Origin of the sequence: Pseudomonas brassicacearum subsp. brassicacearum, assembly GCF_008801605.1 — a bacterium.
GTDB classification, from domain to species: domain Bacteria; phylum Pseudomonadota; class Gammaproteobacteria; order Pseudomonadales; family Pseudomonadaceae; genus Aquipseudomonas; species Aquipseudomonas brassicacearum.
In genome coordinates, this window is record NZ_VZPJ01000001.1 from 547041 (window position 1) to 565218 (window position 18178).

16 protein-coding genes are annotated in these 18178 nt (G+C 58.1%); 11 read left to right on the forward strand and 5 right to left on the reverse strand.

The window, feature by feature from the left end:
- Positions 1–74: 74 nt before the first annotated feature.
- Entirely contained in the window at positions 75–938 is an 864-nt protein-coding gene (locus F7R20_RS02405) for a LysR family transcriptional regulator (protein ID WP_013692932.1), read from the forward strand.
- Between the two features lie 132 nt (positions 939–1070).
- Here F7R20_RS02405 and F7R20_RS02410 read toward each other — a convergent pair whose 3' ends face one another.
- The 3 genes from F7R20_RS02410 to F7R20_RS02420 form a co-directional block, all read right to left on the reverse strand.
- A complete protein-coding gene (locus F7R20_RS02410) occupies positions 1071–2180 on the reverse strand; it encodes an Acg family FMN-binding oxidoreductase (RefSeq protein WP_003200442.1) in 1110 nt (369 codons plus the stop codon).
- A 237-nt stretch (positions 2181–2417) separates the two neighbouring features.
- Positions 2418–4070 (reverse strand): hypothetical protein, encoded by a 1653-nt coding sequence (locus F7R20_RS02415; protein ID WP_033028089.1) that lies wholly within the window; start codon positions 4068–4070, stop codon positions 2418–2420.
- Between the two features lie 269 nt (positions 4071–4339).
- Positions 4340–5590: an MFS transporter gene (locus F7R20_RS02420; RefSeq protein ID WP_003200438.1), complete on the reverse strand. Its 1251-nt coding sequence runs from the start codon at positions 5588–5590 to the stop codon at positions 4340–4342.
- A gap of 102 nt (positions 5591–5692) precedes the next feature.
- On the opposite strand from F7R20_RS02420, the gene F7R20_RS02425 reads away from it, so the two are divergent.
- Positions 5693–6661: an AraC family transcriptional regulator gene (locus tag F7R20_RS02425; protein ID WP_003200436.1), complete on the forward strand. Its 969-nt coding sequence runs from the start codon at positions 5693–5695 to the stop codon at positions 6659–6661.
- A 39-nt stretch (positions 6662–6700) separates the two neighbouring features.
- On the opposite strand, the gene F7R20_RS02430 is transcribed toward F7R20_RS02425, so the two are convergent.
- A complete protein-coding gene (locus F7R20_RS02430; RefSeq protein WP_027912435.1) occupies positions 6701–7156 on the reverse strand; it encodes a hypothetical protein in 456 nt (151 codons plus the stop codon).
- Between the two features lie 150 nt (positions 7157–7306).
- Here F7R20_RS02430 and F7R20_RS02435 point away from each other — a divergent pair, with 150 nt between their 5' ends.
- The 4 genes from F7R20_RS02435 (at position 7307) to F7R20_RS32125 (ending at position 11542) form a co-directional block, all read left to right on the forward strand.
- On the forward strand, positions 7307–8416 hold the full coding sequence (locus F7R20_RS02435; protein ID WP_003200424.1) for a hypothetical protein: 1110 nt from the start codon (positions 7307–7309) through the stop codon (positions 8414–8416).
- Positions 8417–8602: 186 nt separating this feature from the next.
- Positions 8603–9319, forward strand: a complete 717-nt coding sequence (locus F7R20_RS02440; protein WP_003200423.1) for a hypothetical protein — start codon at positions 8603–8605, stop codon at positions 9317–9319.
- A 34-nt stretch (positions 9320–9353) separates the two neighbouring features.
- A complete protein-coding gene (locus tag F7R20_RS02445; protein ID WP_003200421.1) occupies positions 9354–11045 on the forward strand; it encodes a thiamine pyrophosphate-binding protein in 1692 nt (563 codons plus the stop codon).
- 110 nt (positions 11046–11155) lie between these two features.
- Positions 11156–11542, forward strand: a complete 387-nt coding sequence (locus tag F7R20_RS32125; RefSeq protein ID WP_013692923.1) for a hypothetical protein — start codon at positions 11156–11158, stop codon at positions 11540–11542.
- Positions 11543–11696: 154 nt separating this feature from the next.
- Here F7R20_RS32125 and F7R20_RS02455 read toward each other — a convergent pair whose 3' ends face one another.
- Positions 11697–12605 (reverse strand): LysR family transcriptional regulator, encoded by a 909-nt coding sequence (locus F7R20_RS02455; protein WP_003200418.1) that lies wholly within the window; start codon positions 12603–12605, stop codon positions 11697–11699.
- 106 nt (positions 12606–12711) lie between these two features.
- Between F7R20_RS02455 and epsC the strand changes: the two genes are divergently transcribed.
- Genes epsC through F7R20_RS02480 form a run of 5 tightly spaced genes read left to right on the forward strand, consistent with a single transcriptional unit; the run spans position 12712 to position 17970 of the window.
- Positions 12712–13476 (forward strand): serine O-acetyltransferase EpsC, encoded by a 765-nt coding sequence (gene epsC / locus F7R20_RS02460; RefSeq protein WP_003200415.1) that lies wholly within the window; start codon positions 12712–12714, stop codon positions 13474–13476.
- Positions 13477–13491: 15 nt separating this feature from the next.
- On the forward strand, positions 13492–14382 hold the full coding sequence (locus tag F7R20_RS02465) for a VOC family protein (RefSeq protein WP_003200413.1): 891 nt from the start codon (positions 13492–13494) through the stop codon (positions 14380–14382).
- A 14-nt stretch (positions 14383–14396) separates the two neighbouring features.
- Positions 14397–15293: an NAD(P)-dependent oxidoreductase gene (locus tag F7R20_RS02470; protein ID WP_003200410.1), complete on the forward strand. Its 897-nt coding sequence runs from the start codon at positions 14397–14399 to the stop codon at positions 15291–15293.
- Positions 15290–16807, forward strand: a complete 1518-nt coding sequence (locus F7R20_RS02475; RefSeq protein ID WP_003200407.1) for an aldehyde dehydrogenase family protein — start codon at positions 15290–15292, stop codon at positions 16805–16807. The genes F7R20_RS02470 and F7R20_RS02475 overlap by 4 nt, the downstream gene beginning before the upstream one ends.
- A gap of 5 nt (positions 16808–16812) precedes the next feature.
- Positions 16813–17970: a M20 aminoacylase family protein gene (locus F7R20_RS02480; protein ID WP_003200405.1), complete on the forward strand. Its 1158-nt coding sequence runs from the start codon at positions 16813–16815 to the stop codon at positions 17968–17970.
- Positions 17971–18178: the final 208 nt, after the last annotated feature.

The following is an 18178-nucleotide window of genomic DNA, read 5'->3' on the forward strand; positions in this document are numbered from 1 at the left end:
GCGAGTGAACAGCCGCCATGAAAAGCGCATAATTCACGTCGTAGCCATTCGATTAACGAATAGAGGTGACAGCGATGCCTGCCAGCGATTTGCAGACCGATTGGCTCAAGTGTTTCGTGGCAGTGGTGGATGCAGGTTCTCTATCGGGTGCAGCCCACGAGGTCAACAGATCGCAATCAGCTGTCAGCATGCAGATGAAGAAGCTGGAGGCAGCCCTTGGACGGCCGCTATTGAGTCGTGGCCCGAGGCACCTACACCTGACCGCTGACGGCCAGACGCTGCTGGGCTACGCCCGCCGCATACTTGCACTCCATGCAGAAACCCAAGCGGCATTTCACGGTGAAGAGTTAACCGGACGAATCCGCCTTGGCGTCGCGGAGGACTACGCGGCAAAGTATCTCACGCCCGTTCTGAAGCGCTTTTCGCCGCGCTACGCAGGCGTGGAAATAGAGTTGACCTGTGAACAGTCGACCACGCTGATACCACGTGTGCGAAGCGGCGATCTTGATCTTGCGCTGGTGTCCAGAGACTCGCCTCAAAGCGGCACATTCCTCTTCAAGGAACCTATGGTTTGGGTGGGTTCACCCCAGTTCGAACTATGGAGGCGAGACCCGGTGCCCATTGCAGTCTACGAAAGGGAGAGCCTGGCTCGACGCTATGCAGTGAACTCACTGACCCAGCAGGGACGTGAATTCAAGGTGGTATACAACAGCTCCAGCCTTGCTGGCCAGGTGGCCGCAGTCGAGGGAGGACTCGCTATCGCCGCGATCACTCAGTGCAGCGTGCAGCCATCGCTTCACGTCTTAAGCAACGAACACGGCTTAGGAAACATTGAACCTATGGAAGTGTCGATTCTACGTAGCCGAACCTCTCGCGGGTCTAAAGCAGTCAATAGCCTTCATGCTTTTATCATCAGCGCGCTAAGACTTCAGGCGTAGTCAACCGGCTCTGGGGAGGTAATCAGGTGGAAAGCCGGATCGCCACCATGCCGATACCCTAGAGCAAGGTGGTCCTGAAATAGGTTTACACCTGTTTCACCCCAACGTCCGCTGGAACGAATTGTCAGGCGTCTACAACAGTACGGCTTCAATTGGGCGCCTCAAGGATCTGGGCATCTCGGGTCCACGACCGAACCGAATGACAAGATCAGGCCTTTCACCCAAGATACCGATTGATTTGGCGAACTGCGGCCTGAGTGACGCGACTTCCACCGGCTGATTAAGGTGAGCGGTTCGAACATCCATCGCCGTTGCCTGCAAAGCAAACCGTTGAAAGGCACGACCCACCTCGATCCAGTGATGCTTGTCCTCAAGCGCTGAAACAAATACCGCAATGCCGGAGGAGCTCCGAACATGTCGCGCGTACTTGTCATTTTCGGACTCTTCGGAAAAAAAGAAATCAAACATCAGGCCACCAAGCCAACTGGGGACAGTTGGGTTGCCGGAAGAACCTGTAAACAGTCCGTCGCCCTGCCTCGCAGCCTGCCCTCCGTTGAAACGCAACCATTCTTTGAGTTCGCGCACAAATGCCGGATCACGCATCTGTGCGGTGTTTCCCTGAACCACGAAGTCAAGGACATTCTCCATGTCCTGTTTATCCGTGAGCAACTGAACCCGAACGCCATTTCCCGAGCCGGCTATTTCCAGAAGCCGCAGTTCGTCGTTTGAAAGAGGCTTGGCATCAAATTCGGCCCTGGTCGACTGCCGACGCGGGATTGCCTCGAAAAGCGGAGTTCGGACCTGCGCTGCGCGCTCCAAGGAGATGTTCCATGATTCGTTTTTCCCGGTATTGAAAACGGCATCACCCCTAAAGCCCATCGCTGCCGCTGCCTGCACAAGGTTCTCGGCGGCGCAGCCGAGGCTGACAAAAAGGTGGTGATCGTCTGGATCGACAATCGGACATCTGCGTTGATAGTCAGGCAGGATTGAAATCGACTGATCGTCCAGCCCGAACTTCCAGCACTGGGTGTTGTGACTGGATGGCGCCAGGGTTGCGTAGCGCACAAGTTCGCGCAGTACTGCAGGAACGTTACTCGAATCGAGTTCGCTGTGACGCCATATCTGCTTCACGGCATGCTCATATTCCACACTGCCCTTGCTCAAGGTGTGGAACGCAAGGGCCCCTGCGGCACCCACCCCCGTTGCTGCAGCAGCAGTGATGAACTTTCTTCTCGTCAACATTGAACTACGCCTCCCATCTTTGAACGCCTGACGTTTGGTTAATGGGCGGGCGTTAGCCCTGAGTGCCGTAGCGCTCTTGAGCTTCTTTATAACTCAACTCGTTTTTTTCGACAGGCACAAAAAAGCCACTCATCCGAGTGGCTTTTTTCTGAATCCTGGAGCGGGGAACGAGACTCGTATCTGGTGTCCGATCCCTGGACATTAGGGAAAGACGACAATGCGCGACGAGGAAGGCTGCTACACGATATCGCCATCATCCTGAGCAGGCGGACGCGCGGGTACTGAGGACGACGTTTGGACCTGCGTAGCTGCGAGCGGCTGCATGGGCACGCTCTGACCATGAACGACTTGGCTTTGAGAGGTGGCCGTGGGGCGTTGCCTCAGGGCGCCCACGCTTTTGTCCCAGGCCGATTGGGAGGTGGTGCCAATGGCGCTAGCAACGCTAATGACTCCATCCCCTGCCGCTTGGGCTGCACTTTTTGCGTGGTTGCTCGCTGAAACAGCTGTCTCCTTGGCAAACCTGGCGCCAGTGAGCGATGTCTTGACTGCAAGCTCACCTCCCTTGACCGCCACCCTGCCAGCTGCATCTGCGCTTCCTTCTACTGCTTTTGGTACATGGGCATCGACAGCAGCGACGGCTTTTTTCGGCAATGATCCACCTAGCGAGGCGCCAGCTGCCCACAGCCCGAAAGCCAGGGTACCCAATACGTTTTTTACACCCTCCGAGGCTGCGGTAGCCGCCATTTTTCCCAGTTCCTTCGACTTGGCCAAGTTGGCTGTGGCGGTTGTACCCGCGCCCATGGCAGAAAAACCGCCAATCAGGAGACCATTTCCTAAAACACTGACCGGGTCTGCTATCTCTTTCAAGGCATCGCCGCTGATGACCGCATTCAGAGCCGTAGCCGCGCCTTCACCCAGCCGCGCGGAGACCATCTTGACCAGGGCAGTGGCATCGAGATCCTTTAACGTCTGAAAGTCATCCAGCCATTCGGTATCTTGATCAATAGGCTTATGAGCCTGCCCTTGCGGTACAGCATCGCGACGACCATAGAGCATTGCCGGGTCAGCTAAATGGTTAGTGCGATCGCGGCTCACATTGTAATGCTCGATTGCCATACCCACGATGATAGCCGTGACCGGCCGTAGGGCAGGCTGCAGGACTGCATCCAGGTGCTCTTTGCCAGCAGCCGTCATGGCAAGTGTTGACGCGTACATTGCAGTATTACGTACGGCAAATCCGGTAAGCCACTTATTGGCTTCGTCAAAAGCATTGCGCAATGGACCTTTGTCCAACGCCAGCAGCTTTTCCGCCACTGATGCTTGAAGCGCCGGGTGCAGCGTATTGCTCTCGGGTTTAAGGTAATAACCAGGCTTGAAGCCTGCAATCAGCTTGTTACCGCTAGCATCCGCCATACCGGCATACAAGCATGCCATCGCGTTCTCTATAGCCGCTTCGCGTACGGTATTGGCATGCTGGCCCGCTACCTGGAGGATGGACGGCTTGAAATTGCCTGCCTCGGTGAGCGCCGCAAAGGGCGTCCCCCCCATCCCGGACTTTATTGACGCAAACAATCTGTCGGCTCTGCCGGCGTTTTTTTCCGCCTTCTCCATGTCATGGACGTTATAGCCCCCTGCCTCCAACCGTTGAGCACGGTCATCGCGAATGGCGGTCAGCTCCGCGTTGCGTGCGCTTGAAGCAGGGGCAGCGGGTTGATCGGAGCCGGCTTCTGTTTCAAGGTGAGCCTCGAAATGGTTTTGGAGCCGCACGCTCATCGCTAACCCGATAGGGCCAAGGTCAGGAGAGTGAGAGGCCTGTTGCGTTGCTTCCTGCTGTATCTCATCAGGTACACGAGTCAGCTCGCGGCTTGCACGTACATTAGGCGTATCCATGGCATGTCCTCTTAGTGATCGGCAGATAGAAGAATGCAAATGACCCGGTATGAGCGGCGACATCCTTACACCTGAGTGACCGTGCAGAGAGAAGCGTTCCAAAGGATGTAATAAAAATGAAAACCAGCTCCCCCAAACGAGGAACAGGATCGTGCGCGCAAGCTCGCAGGGGGCCGGTGCGTCAGTGGGCCGTGACAAGCCTTCCAGCGTAAGCGTTCCGAGAACAGTAAGCGGCTGGTGATCCGCAAGCGGCTACCGGGGGAGCCGGATCAAAGGTGCAGCGCCGGCCTGGCCTGGGCACTGCCATGGGCCGAAGGGACTCGAACACGCAACGCAATCAGCAGCGCGGCCAGCAGCATCAGCACCGCCGCCGCTACGAATACGCCTGCGCTGCCACCGAGGCTGAACATCGCACCGCCAGCAGCGGCGCCCGTTGCGATGGCCGACTGCACAGAAGCCACCACCATGCCTCCGGCGCTTTCCGCCTGATCAGGTATCGCGCTGGCGACCCAGTTCGACCACGCCACCGGCACACCGCCAAAGGCCAGGCCCCAGATCGCCAGCAGCACCGCCTGCCCTGGCACCGAGGCCGGCAACAGAACCAACGCCAGTGCCGCAACGCCCACCAGCGCGGGCATCAACACCAGGGTGGCCAGTGGATGACGCTCAAGCAGCCACCCGGCCAACAGCGTGCCGCCGAAGTTCGCCACACCGAAACCCAGCAGCATCAGCGACAACCCTTGCGGACCGATGCCGGTGGTGCCCTCGAGGAATGGCCGAACATAGGTGAACATCGCAAAGTGGCCGCTGTGCACCAGCACACAACCGAACATCCCCATGGCGATGCCCGGGCGCCGCAAAACCTCGAGTACGGTGCGCAGGCGTGCCGGCGTGCGCGGCGCAAGGCGCGGCAGCGTGAACGACTGGAAAGCCAGGGTCACAAGACCTACCGCCGCCGCTGCAAAGAACGCGCTGCGCCAGCCATATAGCCCGCCCAGGTAGCTGCCCAGCGGGACCGCAACCACCGTCCCGACGGCAATGCCGCTGAAAATGATCGAGAGCGCTCGAGGCAACAAAGCTCCCGGTACCAAGCGCATCGCCACCGCTGCCGCCATGCTCCAGAACCCACCAAGGGCGATGCCCAGCAAGATACGCATCACCAATAGCACCGCGAAACTGGAGGAAACGGCGACCAAAAGATTGGATGCGATCATCAAGGTGGAAAAACCCAGCAGCACCCAGCGGCGGTCGATACCGCGAGTCAGGCCTGGCACCAACAGACCAGCGAACAGCGCCACCACTGCTGTCACCGTTACCGCCTGGCCAGCCAGCGCTTCGGACACGCCCAGATCGGTAGCCATCGGCGTTAGCAGGCTGGCCGGAAGGTACTCGGCGGTGAGTAATCCGAACACGCCCATTGCCAACGAGAAGACTGCCATCCACGCAGGGGTTGCAGGTTCTACATACAGCCCGGCGCCGGGACGGCTGTCGGATACGGCATTACACACACAATCAGTCATTGCACGGATCTCCCAATTTGAATGGCGACCCGCAGTCTAGGCGTGGGGTACTGGATGATCTATGATCAAAAACCTCGATTTTTTGACTGAAACACCTGAACGATGCCTACCGATCAGTTTGCCCTCTCCTCGGATCTCATCAACGAACTGTTGCGTGGCATGCGCCTGCGTGGCGTCGAGTACCGACGTATCCAAGCCGGTCCAACCTTCGGCCTGGGCTTCGCTGCCAAACCTGGACATGCCTGGTTCCACTTCCTGGCGGTCGGCAATGCAGTGCTGCGGATGGAAGACGGGACAACGTATGCGCTATCTGCCGGCAACGCCGTATTCATCTCCCATGGCGCGGCCCATCAACTGCTTTCCCATGCGGAGGTGCCTGTTCAGGACATCGACCGTTTAGACGGTGCCTCCCTCGGTGATACGGTCAGCGCGGTGGATGCCGGGACCGATGCCAGCCCCACGCCAACCACCCTTTTGTTCAGTGGCTGCATGGAGTTTGAACTGGGCAGTATCCATGGCCTTGGCAGGCTGATGCCGGGCCTGATGCTGATTGATGCCGGTGGCCAGCGTTACCCCGGACTGGTGCCTATCCTGGCCACCATGGAGCGCGAGGTCAGCGCCGCACGTGTCGGCTTCGCCGGCATCCTCGCGCGTTTGGCCGACGTGGTGGCCGCCATGGTCGTTCGCGGCTGGGTGGAGTGCGCCTGCGGTAATGCCTCTGGCCTGGTCGCTGCATTACGCGATCCACGCTTGGCAAGTGCGCTTCTCGCGCTCCATCAACAACCGGGGCGCGACTGGACCGTTGCGCAGCTGGCGGAGCAATGCAATACCTCTCGCTCGGTCTTCGCGGACCGTTTCCAAGCGACTATTGGCATGGCCCCACTGCGCTACGTCACTGAGGTGCGGATGCGGCTTGCGAGCCAGTGGTTGACGCTTGAAAGGCTGCCGATTGAAGAGGTGGCGCAACGCCTGGGCTATACATCCCAGGCGGCTTTCAGCCGCGCATTCAAGCGTATTACAGGCAAGACGCCTGGATTAAGCCGTCAGTCGAGGCAGTCCGCTGTTTCCTGAAGCCGAGCGGCTTACTTCCAAGCGCCTCCCCGACAGGGCTCACCGTACCTGGTACAGCACAGCAGCCCCTGGCTTGGGTTCGAAGGCCGGCACAGTGCGCTGCTCAAGTGGCATACCCTTGGCATCCCAAACCAAGGTGTCCGATGGGTACTCGTCCTTGCGGGTCATGGCGTCGATCTGCTTGGCGATCACCTCCGAGCTTGCAGGCACTTCGGGGTTCCATTCAAACACGCCAACTCTACCGTAGAACACAGCCGGTGCGTCGACATCGAGGCGTCGGTCAGGACACATGACCAAGCCGCGGTCGAGCATAACCCGCAACGCGCCGACAGGCACCGCCTTCACCGTGGGCGTGGTGCGTTCTGTGCTGTGGCCCGGGCAGACATTGGCCGAGCGAGTAACCATGTCCTCGACCACTTGACGATCGGATTGGGCCTGCGCCGAAAAGGCAACGGCAGACAGGGCGAGCACTACAAGATTTGACTTCCAGGGCACGCGAGACCTCCTATGGAAAAAATACTCCAACGTTGCGGACCGCCCCCATGTAAGAACAGTCCGTTGCCAAGGGCAAATTTTAAGACTACCACGACATTATTCTGTTCCACTTGCTGATACATCCCATGGCAGTCAGTAACGGTGATAAGAATGTTTGACTTCAGCAGGCTCATGAAAAGCCAGTTCACGCCCCCAAGACCTCTGTGTCTGTTAATGGCTTTGACCCTGTGTGCACCTTTCTCAATAGCCTATGCAGCAGACACTCAGCCGAACTCGGCAGAAATAGGCGCAACAAAAAACCGCACCGAAATGAACGACATTCCTCCACGCCTTCAATGGGAAGCGAACTATGGCTATTGCGGTGAGACCGCGCTCATCAGTGCCGGACTTTACTATGGCCAATACGTTTCACAATTCGATGCCCGCGCAATCGCCAGCCCGAACGTTAAACAATCCAAGCGGGGCAGCCAGTTACTATTGGGGAGGAACGATGGGGCCACCGCTGCTCAAATGCGCTTGAAAGCTGTTGAGTGGGACAGCCCAACCACGGCGAACGCAAACAGATTCCTGGCATGGGTCAAGGGCAATGTAGTGTCCGGTTATCCGGTCATCATCGGCGTTTACGAAAATTTTTCCCAATTCGAAAATGAAGAGGGGGGCGAAGGCGATGGCGAATACGACCATATCGTTCCCGTCATTGGCGTTTCTTCCACAAAACCAGTCACCCAGCCTGCTACCTATTACGCTGATGACGTCATTACGTTCAGCGATAACGGTCTTTGGTCGCCCAATGGAAAACCGGCATATCTTTACCGCTTCAAGTTCGGAGCATTTCAGGCGAACCGCGAAGAGGCCAATGACGAGTCTCGACCGGTGTATTCATTGCCTGGCGGCGGAAAAAACTATGGCGTGGCCATAACCGGGGTTATCGACCGAGACGGCAAGACGCTGCCGGTTCGTCTGACAACCGACGCGAATGAAGAAAAACCGGCAATGGGCGAAGGCTCCAGTACTCGTCCTGCTTCCGCGAAGGTGAACTTGACTGTCACTGTATCGGGACTCAAGCCAGGCGTGCCTTACAACCTGTACCGATACGACAGCTTCGACAACGTGCCTGAGTCGGGCTTTAACGCAAAAGCATCAAAGGCGGAAAAACACTGGGAGATCGACAGCAAGGAGGGGTCGACTTACGTGTTGAAAGAAACCATACGTTCAGACCAGGTCGCCGTGTACCGAGCCGTTCCGGTGACTGCTCCATAGGCCCACTGGTTGGAAAGCCGACTCGCCCAACGCCTGACATGTTCCTGTCAGCCTCCGGTCACTCTGACGTCAGATCCTTCCCCCTAAAGTACCCTCAATGACTGCCCCTACGGTGCCAGCGTTACAGGCACCAAGGACACATCGCTTTAGCTGGACCTCTTGCCATCAACCGGAAGGAGAAATGCAATGAGCCATCCTGATGCGCACGTCAGTGCCCTTGACCCATTCACTTGGCAATCGACGCTCGACAGCAATCTGGACAGAAACGGCCTGTTGCTCCGCCTGTTCGCCGAACAGCGACTCATGGCCGCGCAGGTGCGGGCCTGCAAGCTGGATCACAGGGACTATCTGCTTTCGCTGATTGATCCGGTATTGGCGGTGAACGACGGCACTCAGCACTCATCAAGCGTCGATGGCCATCGAATGCGGAGCGTCATCACCGAAGCGGCAAAGAAAGCTCATTGGGGCAAGCCCCCAAGACATGGTCGGGCGCAAGGCATCGCTGCCCACTATGACGCGCAGACCTGCATGGCGGTCGTTCTCGATATCGAAGTGAGCGACGAAGGCCGCTTGATCATTCATGACGCGGTCGTTGTCGCGGACTTGGGCTTCTTGAAAAATCCTGGTCGTGTGCGCTCGCAGCTCCAAGGCGCTTGCCTGATAGGGATAGCGTTTGTGACATCCTGCGATTTTGATCCGACCACCGGAGATACCCGGCCCAAACCTGTCTATCGCACCCGTTGGCCACTCGTCTCATGGCTGCCAGGACAGATCGCCGTGCACCTGATCAATCCCACCGGGGCTCCCGAAGCCGGCCAGCCCAGCCAGACCAGTTACGCACCTGTCGCCCGGGCCTTGTGCAATGCGATTGCCGCACGACAGTCGCCACAGCAAGCCAGCTAAATCAAAGCTTCCAGATCAGATGAGGTTCTGCGCCATGCCTTTAAGATCCAATGTTTCTTTCAACAGCCGCGGGCAACGCGGCGCGGACCTGTTCGTAGAAGTGCTTCGCAGCGAAGGTGTACGCTACGTCTTCGGCAATCCGGGAACAACCGAACTGGCTTTGCTCGACGCCCTCTCAGGCGCCTCAGACATCCAATACATCCTCGGCCTCCAAGAGGCCTCAGTCGTAGCGATGGCCGACGGTTATGCGCAGGCATCCGGTCGCCCTGGCTTCGTCAACCTCCATACGGCCGGTGGACTCGGCAATGCAACGGGCGCCATTCTCAACGCGAAGATGGCGAATACGCCGCTTGTCGTCACGGCGGGTCAACAAGACACGCGACATGGCGTGACCGACCCGCTGCTCCACGGAGACCTCGTCGCTCTCGCTAGACCGAGCGTCAAATGGGCGGAGGAAATTCATCATCCCGAACACATCCCGATGCTGCTGCGTCGTGCGTTTCAGGACTGTCGCACGGGGCCGGCCGGTCCGGTTTTCCTTTCCCTGCCGATTAACGTGATGGAGCAACACACGGATGTAAAGGCCGGCCCGCCATCGCGAATCGAGCGCGGTGCCGTGACCGGGGCGATTGAGGAATTGGCCGCGGCCTTAGCGACAACTACCCCCGGTCGTCTGGCGATTATCGTTGGCGAAGAAGTGATCCAGTCGAGCGCGGAAGTTGAAGCCGTGATGCTCGCCGAAGCACTCGGCGCGCCGGTCTACGGGCCATCCTGGCCCGGGCATATTCCGTTCCCGACAGCTCATCCGCAGTGGCGGGGAACGCTGTCTGCGAAGGCTTGCGATATCAGGGAGACGTTCTCTGACTTCGACGCGGTCTTCCTGCTCGGCGGCCATTCGTTGATCAGCTATCAATATTCCCAGGGCCCCGCTATTCCATCTCACTGTCGCCTTATCCAATTGACCGGCGATGGACACCAACTAGGCAGAGTCCACGAGACAGCACTAGGGCTGATCGGGGATATAAGACTCTCCTTGCAAACGCTGTTGCCGATACTGGACAAGAAATTGGCCCCACACAGCGAGGCAATCGCGACGCTGCGAAACGTCGCGGGCCAAGAACGCGATACACGTCGTGCCGACGTCGCCGCTCGCGTCAGTCGCGAATTCAACACTCCGGTGACAACGCCTTTCGTGGCTGCCCACGAGGCTATCCGGGCAATCGGGCCGGACGTCTGGATCGTCGACGAAGCACCCGCCACGATTCCTCATGTCCGTGCCTGCCTGGATTCCCATTCGGCCCGCCAGTATCTTTTTACCCGCAGCGCCATCCTGGGCTGGGGCATGCCGGCGGCCGTCGGTACATCGCTTGGCCTGGACCGCAGCCCGGTAGTCTGTCTGGTCGGTGATGGCTCGGCAATGTACTCACCGCAAGCACTCTGGACGGCGGCGCATGAACGGCTGCCGGTCACGTTCGTTGTCATGAACAACGGCGAATACAACATTTTGAAGAACTACGCTCGTAGCCAGGCGCACTATCTAAGTGCAAGCACTGACCAGTTCATCGGCATGGAACTTTGCGACCCGGCGATCGATTTCCTGGCCCTCGCCTCCTCCCTGGGGGTCCCTTCCCGCAGGATCGAGCGCGCCGGCGATATTGCGGGAGCTGTCGAAGAAGGTATTCGCTCAGGCTGCCCGAATCTCATTGAACTACCGATCATGCCCTGAAGGAATGGGCGCACCTTGTCCCTGCCCCGCCTGTACGGGACTTATTCTGGTATGCCGAACTGTCATTTCTGAGAGTGCAATCGCGAGTTCCTGAACAGAGTTAGGCCTAGATGCTCATCTCGCGGTGCAAACTGCTCCAGCAACAAGCCGATTCAGTGCACGTCAGCATCCTGGACTCGATCCTGGACCTTGAACGCAACAGAGAAGACATTCAGAGTCATCGCAACCAGTGCGTAATATCCGAATACCCCCGTCAACTCGACGACAGCGGGCTCTCCAAACGCTTGCACAGCTTGCGCATAAAGACCGTCGTCGATACGGCGAGTCTCGTACAGCGTCTTGCCCACTCGATAAACCAGCAGTTCATCATCTCGGGTGAATCGCGGCGATGTCTGCTGACGCAGCGCTTCGATGACCTGATCAGATACACCCGCCGAACGCGCGATCGGTTCATGAATCTGCCACTCGGCCTGTGGTTGCCCACCATGAAGCCGTGAACAGGATTGCGAGTTCGCAGCCGAGTGCTATAGCGGCAGAACGCACCCAGTCGCTGAGCATGATGGGTTAGTTCAGGGCTGCGAATCAGGGTCGATAGCGGCCCTTGGTGACAGGCAGCTACCCGCGACGAACGTCGATCAAGAATCGGATGGATCAGCGCGATTTAAACGCAGACATGTCCTGAAGCAACATGGTGAGTAAGCGACTCGAGCCGACACTCAGTTGCCTTCCCAAGCGGCTGATCAAATGCACTCGCGGGCTGGCAAAAATTTCGTTGTGCAGAGCCAGAGTACAAAGGCGACCGGCCTCCACCTCTTCGTCCACCACGAACGTGGGCAGGAGCGTCACTCCGCCTTGCATGGAGTAACGCTTGAGCATGGCGATGGTGTTGCAGGTCAAGGTCGGATTTAGCATGACACCCAACTGATGCTCAGCGAGCGTGAGAATCTGTCTGATGCCAAAGGAGACACCTGGCAACGCCAGTCGGTACGAGTCCAATCCTTCAAGCGGAATCGGGCTTTTGGTTTGGGCCAAAGGGTGCTGTGGATTAACGATCACGCGGACCGGCTGCGGTTGGGAGGCGTGGGTGCGTATTTTCGGATCAGCCGCCGGGTTGAATACCAAGCCTAAATGCGCTTCATCCTCTACGACCTGCCGTATGACTTCGTTACTACCGCATACATTCACCTGAATTTCGACCTTTGGGTAGAGCGCTGAGAAGTTGCTCAGCGGACCTGCCAATCCATCGATGAATCCTTCTCCCACCGCCAGCACCACGGATCCGCTCTGAAGCCCTCGCAACGCCTGCAGGGAATCAAGCAACAGTTCTTGATGCGTCAGACGCTGGCGGTAATAGCCCAGTACGCGGTCACCGGCCTCGGTAGGTTTTACACCCCGCCGATGCCGCTCCAGCAGTGGCGCACCGAGTTCCTGCTCGAGCTGGCTTATCTGCCGGCTTACGGCGGACGGCGCGACGTTCAGGAAATCAGCCGCAGCTCGTACGCTGCCAAGTCTTACGGCCTCGAAGAAATAGAGGATTCGACGATCCTGCACCAAGCTCATACATCTCCCTGTGTTGCGCTAAAGGCAACAAAGTTTCGAATTTGTGAATATTGCTGGAGCTTCCGCGGCGTGTCCATACTCGATCCATCAGCAACAGGAGATGGATATGAGCCCCCTTTGGCAGCGCCTTCGCGATCAAGCCCACCAACTGGCCGAGCGCAACCCGGCACTACGCGACTATGCGACAAGCCACCTGCTGGCCTATTCCACCTTCGAGGCTGCGCTCGCCGCGAACCTTGCACGTCAGCTGCAAGCGCAAGCCAGCAACGTGGCATTGGAAAGCTGGTTCAAGTCGATCATCGCCGCCACCCCCTCCATCGCGCAGGCCGCCGCCGCCGATATCAACCATTTGGAAGTCGTCAATCCTGCCTGCCTGGACCACCTCACGGCTTTCCTCACGTTCCGTGGCATCCAGGCGGTTCAGGCTTATCGCATTGCCCATGTGCTGTGGACTGAGGGTGACGTGCAAAGCGCCGTGCTCGTGCAGAACTGGGCAGCAAACACCTGGGCTATCGATATCCATCCGGCGGCGCGCCTGGGCAGATCCCTTTTTGTCGATCACGGCATTGGCCTCGTCATTGGCGAAACCGCCGTAGTCGAGGATGAGGTCAGCCTGTGGCACGGGGTGACGCTGGGCAGCACGCTCAACGAAGCCGGCGACCGACACCCGAAAGTCCGTAGAGGCGCACTGATTTGCGCGGGAGCGACCGTGCTCGGAAACATCGAAGTTGGCACCAACGCGATCGTGGCGGCCAACTCGGTAGTGCTCAAATCCGTGGCCGCTGGAACGGTTGTCGCCGGGACTCCGGCCAAGGTTGTCGGCAATACCCCAACGTCTCTCGCCACCTTCACAACAAAATCCCAAGGCTAACCAGGAGCCACCACCATGACAGCCGTTGCTCAATTTCCGCAGGGTATCGATCACCCCCTGGTCACCGTGCGAAATCACGCCGAGGCTTTGGAGCTTTATCGCAGGATGGGATTCGCGCCTTCTCCAGTCAGCTATCACCCGTGGGGAAGCGTGACGTCCTTGATGATGTTCCCCAGCAACTTCATCGAGCTGATTGGTGTCGATGACCCGTCCAAGTTCGGTACCAACTCGGTGAACGGCTTCTGCTTCGGACGCCAGTTGGGTCAATTCCTTGACCGCGGCGAGGAAGGTGTCTCGTTGGTGGCGCTGCACAGCAAGGACGCCGATGCCGATCATGGGCGGATGGTCGAGGCTGGACTCGACAGCCAGGGGCGTATTGATTTCCGCCGCAGAATGACCCTCCCCGATGGTCGCCACGATGAAGCGGTGGTGTCGCTGGCGCTCTTTATCGACCCAGCACTGCCCGACGCCTCCAACTTTATCTGCCATCAACACCGTCCTGAGCTGATCTGGGTTCCAGGCTGGCAGAACCATCCAAATGGCGCGGACGGGATTCTCGCCATCACCTATCTGGCAGACCCCAAGCTGCTTGAACCTCGCTGGCGCGCCATCTATGGCGATGCGGTGAAATATAAAGGCGCCGTCCTGGAAGCAGATACCCAATGCGGTGTGTTGCGTGCCATCGACGCTACGACAGCGGCCCAGGAGTTTCCAGGCATGGACCTGCCCAAGAGGGCTCAGCAATCCCCTCACGCTATTTCCATTCGCCTGCACACAAAAAGCCTCATGACATTGCGATCGATCCTCGAACACAACGAAGTTCCCCATCGTGACCTTCCCGGTAGGGTCTTCGTTGAGCCGCAAGCGGCCGGCAACGTCATCCTCGAATTCGTACAGAACTATTAACTGAGACTGTTCAAATGACTATGAAAGTTGGCGTCATTGGTTTGGGTAACATGGGCGGTGGCATGGCCGCAACGCTCGCTGGCAAAGGCTTTGATGTGAGTGGCTTCGATCTTTCTGAAGCGGCGCTCGCCCAGGCTAAAGAGAAAGGCGTCAAACCGATCACTGACCGTAAACAGCTGATCAAGGAATCGGATGTTTTGATCCTGTCCCTGCCTAAAGCCGAACATGTGGAGGCGGTGTGCCTGGGTCAGGGTGGAATTATCGAATTCGGCCGTGAAGGCCTGATCGTGGTGGACACCACCACCTCCACCCCTGAAGCCAGCCGCAAGGTCGCCACTGCACTGGCAAGAATGGGTATCGCCTTCATCGATGCACCAGTCTCCGGCGGGCCCAAGGGTGCCGCTACCGGGACCATGTCGATGGTCATCGGCGCAGAGGATGCGGATCTGGCTCGCGCCATGCCGGTACTGGAAGGCATGAGCGGTACGCGCGTTCATGTAGGTAAATGTGGCGCCGGCAACGTGGCAAAAATCGCCAACAACATGCTCGCCGCGTGTCACTTGATCAGCACCGCGGAAGCCGTCTCGATGGCCGCTAAAGCAGGTGTGGAACCTGAAAAGCTGTTGCAGGGGTTGAACGCAGGTTCGGGCCGCAGTGGCGCTACCCAGGTCATGTTCCCTAACTGGGTCCTGAACAAGGCGTATGACTCGGGTTTCACCATGGGTTTGATGCGCAAAGACGTTGGGCTCGCCAGTGACCTGGCCGACAGCCTGGATCTCGACCTTCCCCTGTCCAGGATCGTCGCCCTGCTTTGGGAAGCCAGCAGCGAATCGCTGCCAGATAACGAAGACTTCTGCGCGATTGTCCAGCGCACCGATGCCAAACTTTATGGCCGTGAGAATAATCAATGAGCGCTCAAAAAATCCTTGAACTGATGCGCCCATTCTGGGGTGATCGCAGTGTGGTCGGCAGCTTCGTCGGTGGCGAGTTCATCGATGGTCACGGCTCCACGGTAGAAGTACGAAATGCTCACGATGACAGCGTGTTGCTTACCTTCCCCGATGCTGATGAGACGTTGATTGCACAGACCGACAAAGTGGCAAAGGCAGCACAGGCCCAATGGTGGGCGCTCACTGCCCAAACGCGTGGCCGTGCGATGTATCAGGTCGGCACGCTTATTCGCGAAAACACTGACAGCCTCGCACAGATCGAATCGTTGACGGGCAACAAGCCCATTCGTGACGCCAAGGTCGAGGTGTCCAAGGTCGCGGAAATGTTCGAATACTACGCAGGTTGGGCAGACAAACTGCACGGCGAAGTCATTCCTGTTCCGACCTCGCATCTAAACTACGTGACTTACGAGCCACTGGGCACTGTCCTGCAAATTACGCCCTGGAACGCTCCGATCTTTACATGCGGCTGGCAGATCGCACCGGCCATCGCCGCGGGCAATGCGGTCATCCTCAAACCCTCTGAGCTGACCGCCTTGTCGTCGCTCGTGGTCGGCGTATTGATCGAGCGTGCAGGTGTCCCCAAGGGTCTGGTCAATATCATCGCAGGCTTTGGTCACACCATCGGCCAAGGCTTTATCGCCAAGGCTGACATCCGCAAAGTTGTCTTTGTGGGCTCGCCAGCAACAGGCCGACACATCGCCGTCGCAGCCGCGCAGCGTTGCATCCCTGCGGTGCTGGAATTGGGTGGAAAATCGGCAAACATCGTGTTCGAGGATGCCGATCTTGACGTCGCATTGCGCGGCGCTCAAGCAGCAATTTTCTCCGGTGCTGGCCAGAGTTGTGTATCAGGCTCTCGCTTGCTGGTCCAGGAGTCGATTTTTGAAAAATTCACCCAAGCCCTTGCCCGGGCAGCCACGAACTTCAAGGTCGGCGATCCGAGCGATCCTGAAACGCAGATAGGCCCGATCAACAACGCCAAACAGTACAACCATGTAAAAACCATGGTCGAAGGCGCGTTGAAAGATGGCGCGAAACTGGTCGGCCAAGATGCAGATCCCATTCCGGACAAGCCTGGGTACTACATCAACCCAACCGTATTGGCCGGAACGAACGACCTGTACTGCGCACAGGAGGAGATCTTCGGGCCGGTGGTGGTCGCCATCCCGTTCAAAGACGAAGCCGATGCAATCCGCATCGCCAACGACAGTCGCTTCGGGTTGGCCGGCGGTGTATGGACGAGAGATGTCGGTCGTGCACACCGAGTGGCCAAGCAAGTCCGCGCGGGGACCTTCTGGATCAACGGCTACAAGACTATTCACGTCAGCTCACCGTTCGGCGGTTACGGCGAGAGCGGCTATGGTCGTTCCTCCGGGCTGGACGCTCTTCGCGAATACAGCGAAGTGAAAAGTGTTTGGGTCGAAACCGCTGCTAAACCTGCCGCCAGCTTCGGCTACGGCGCGAGCCTGGAGTAAGCACCATGTCGATCTCCAAAGCCTTGATAGAAGACGCCATTACCTGGCGCCGTGGTTTTCACGCGACCCCCGAGCTCGGCTACAACGAACTGCAGACCTCTGACCGTGTTGCACAGCTTCTTGAAAGCTTTGGAGTCGAAGTCCATCGCGGGTTGGGCGGTACCGGCGTGATCGGCACCTTGAGCAATGGCCAGGGCCCTACCATCGGCATTCGAGCCGACATGGACGCCCTGCCCATCCAGGAGCTGGGACACTGTAGCCACAAATCGACTCATCAAGGCTGCATGCATGCCTGTGGGCATGATGGGCATACGGCAATTCTGCTGGCCACCGCTCGCCATCTAAGTGAAACCCGGCATTTCAGCGGAACCGTCCACTTTGTTTTTCAACCCGCCGAGGAAGGTCTCGCGGGGGCAAAAAAAATGATCGACGACGGACTGTTCAAGCAATTTCCCATGGATGCCATCTACGGTCTGCACAACTGGCCGGGCGCCCCGGCTGGGCACGTGGTGATCAATCCCGGTCCCATGATGGCGTCTCTGGATACCTTTGAAATCACCCTGACAGGCAAAGGCTGTCACGCCGCTATGCCGGACAAAGGGGCGGACCCCATCATTGCTGCGGCGCAGCTGATCCTCGCCTTGCAGACGATCCCCTCTCGGCGGCTATCCCCGCTCGACAGTGCGGTGATCAGTGTCACCCAAATCAACGCAGGCGAAGCGATCAATGTCATTCCTGAAACGGCGGTGATCAAGGGAACAGTACGCTGCTTGCAGTCTCCGGTTCGCGACAAGGTCCAAGCGCTGATAGGTCAGTTCGTAGAACAGTTACCGGTGACCTTCGACGTCAAGGGACAGTTGACGTACCTCGTTGGTTATCCCGTCACGGAAAACCATCCGCAAGCAGCCTCAATGGTTCGCCGGGCGGCGGTTGCGGCTGTGGGCGAGTCAAAAGTCCAGTGGGGATGTAATCCTTCAATGGCCTCGGAAGACTTCTCTTTCATGCTCCAGGCCTGCCCCGGTGCTTACTTGTGGATGGGGGTCGATGGAGAGAAACCGTCAGCCGCGTTGCATAACCCTTACTACGACTTTAACGATCAGGTCATTGAGCCTGGTGTAGCTGTTTGGACCCAATTGGTAGAGCAATCACTACCGTTAACCTGATGGAACGTTGCCGTCCCACCGTAAACCGGCACTCAAAGCCGAAACAACAATAAGAAGACAACCATGCCAAATAATAAAAAGAAATACAGTCCTTGCTGGGTTCCCTGACGCCCTGCTCTTGTTTCTGCCCTCCAGATTTTGATGTTGAACGCTACGCCAGAACACCAGGCCGACGGCCTGGCTGCGTGCGGATTTAGCAACTTACCCG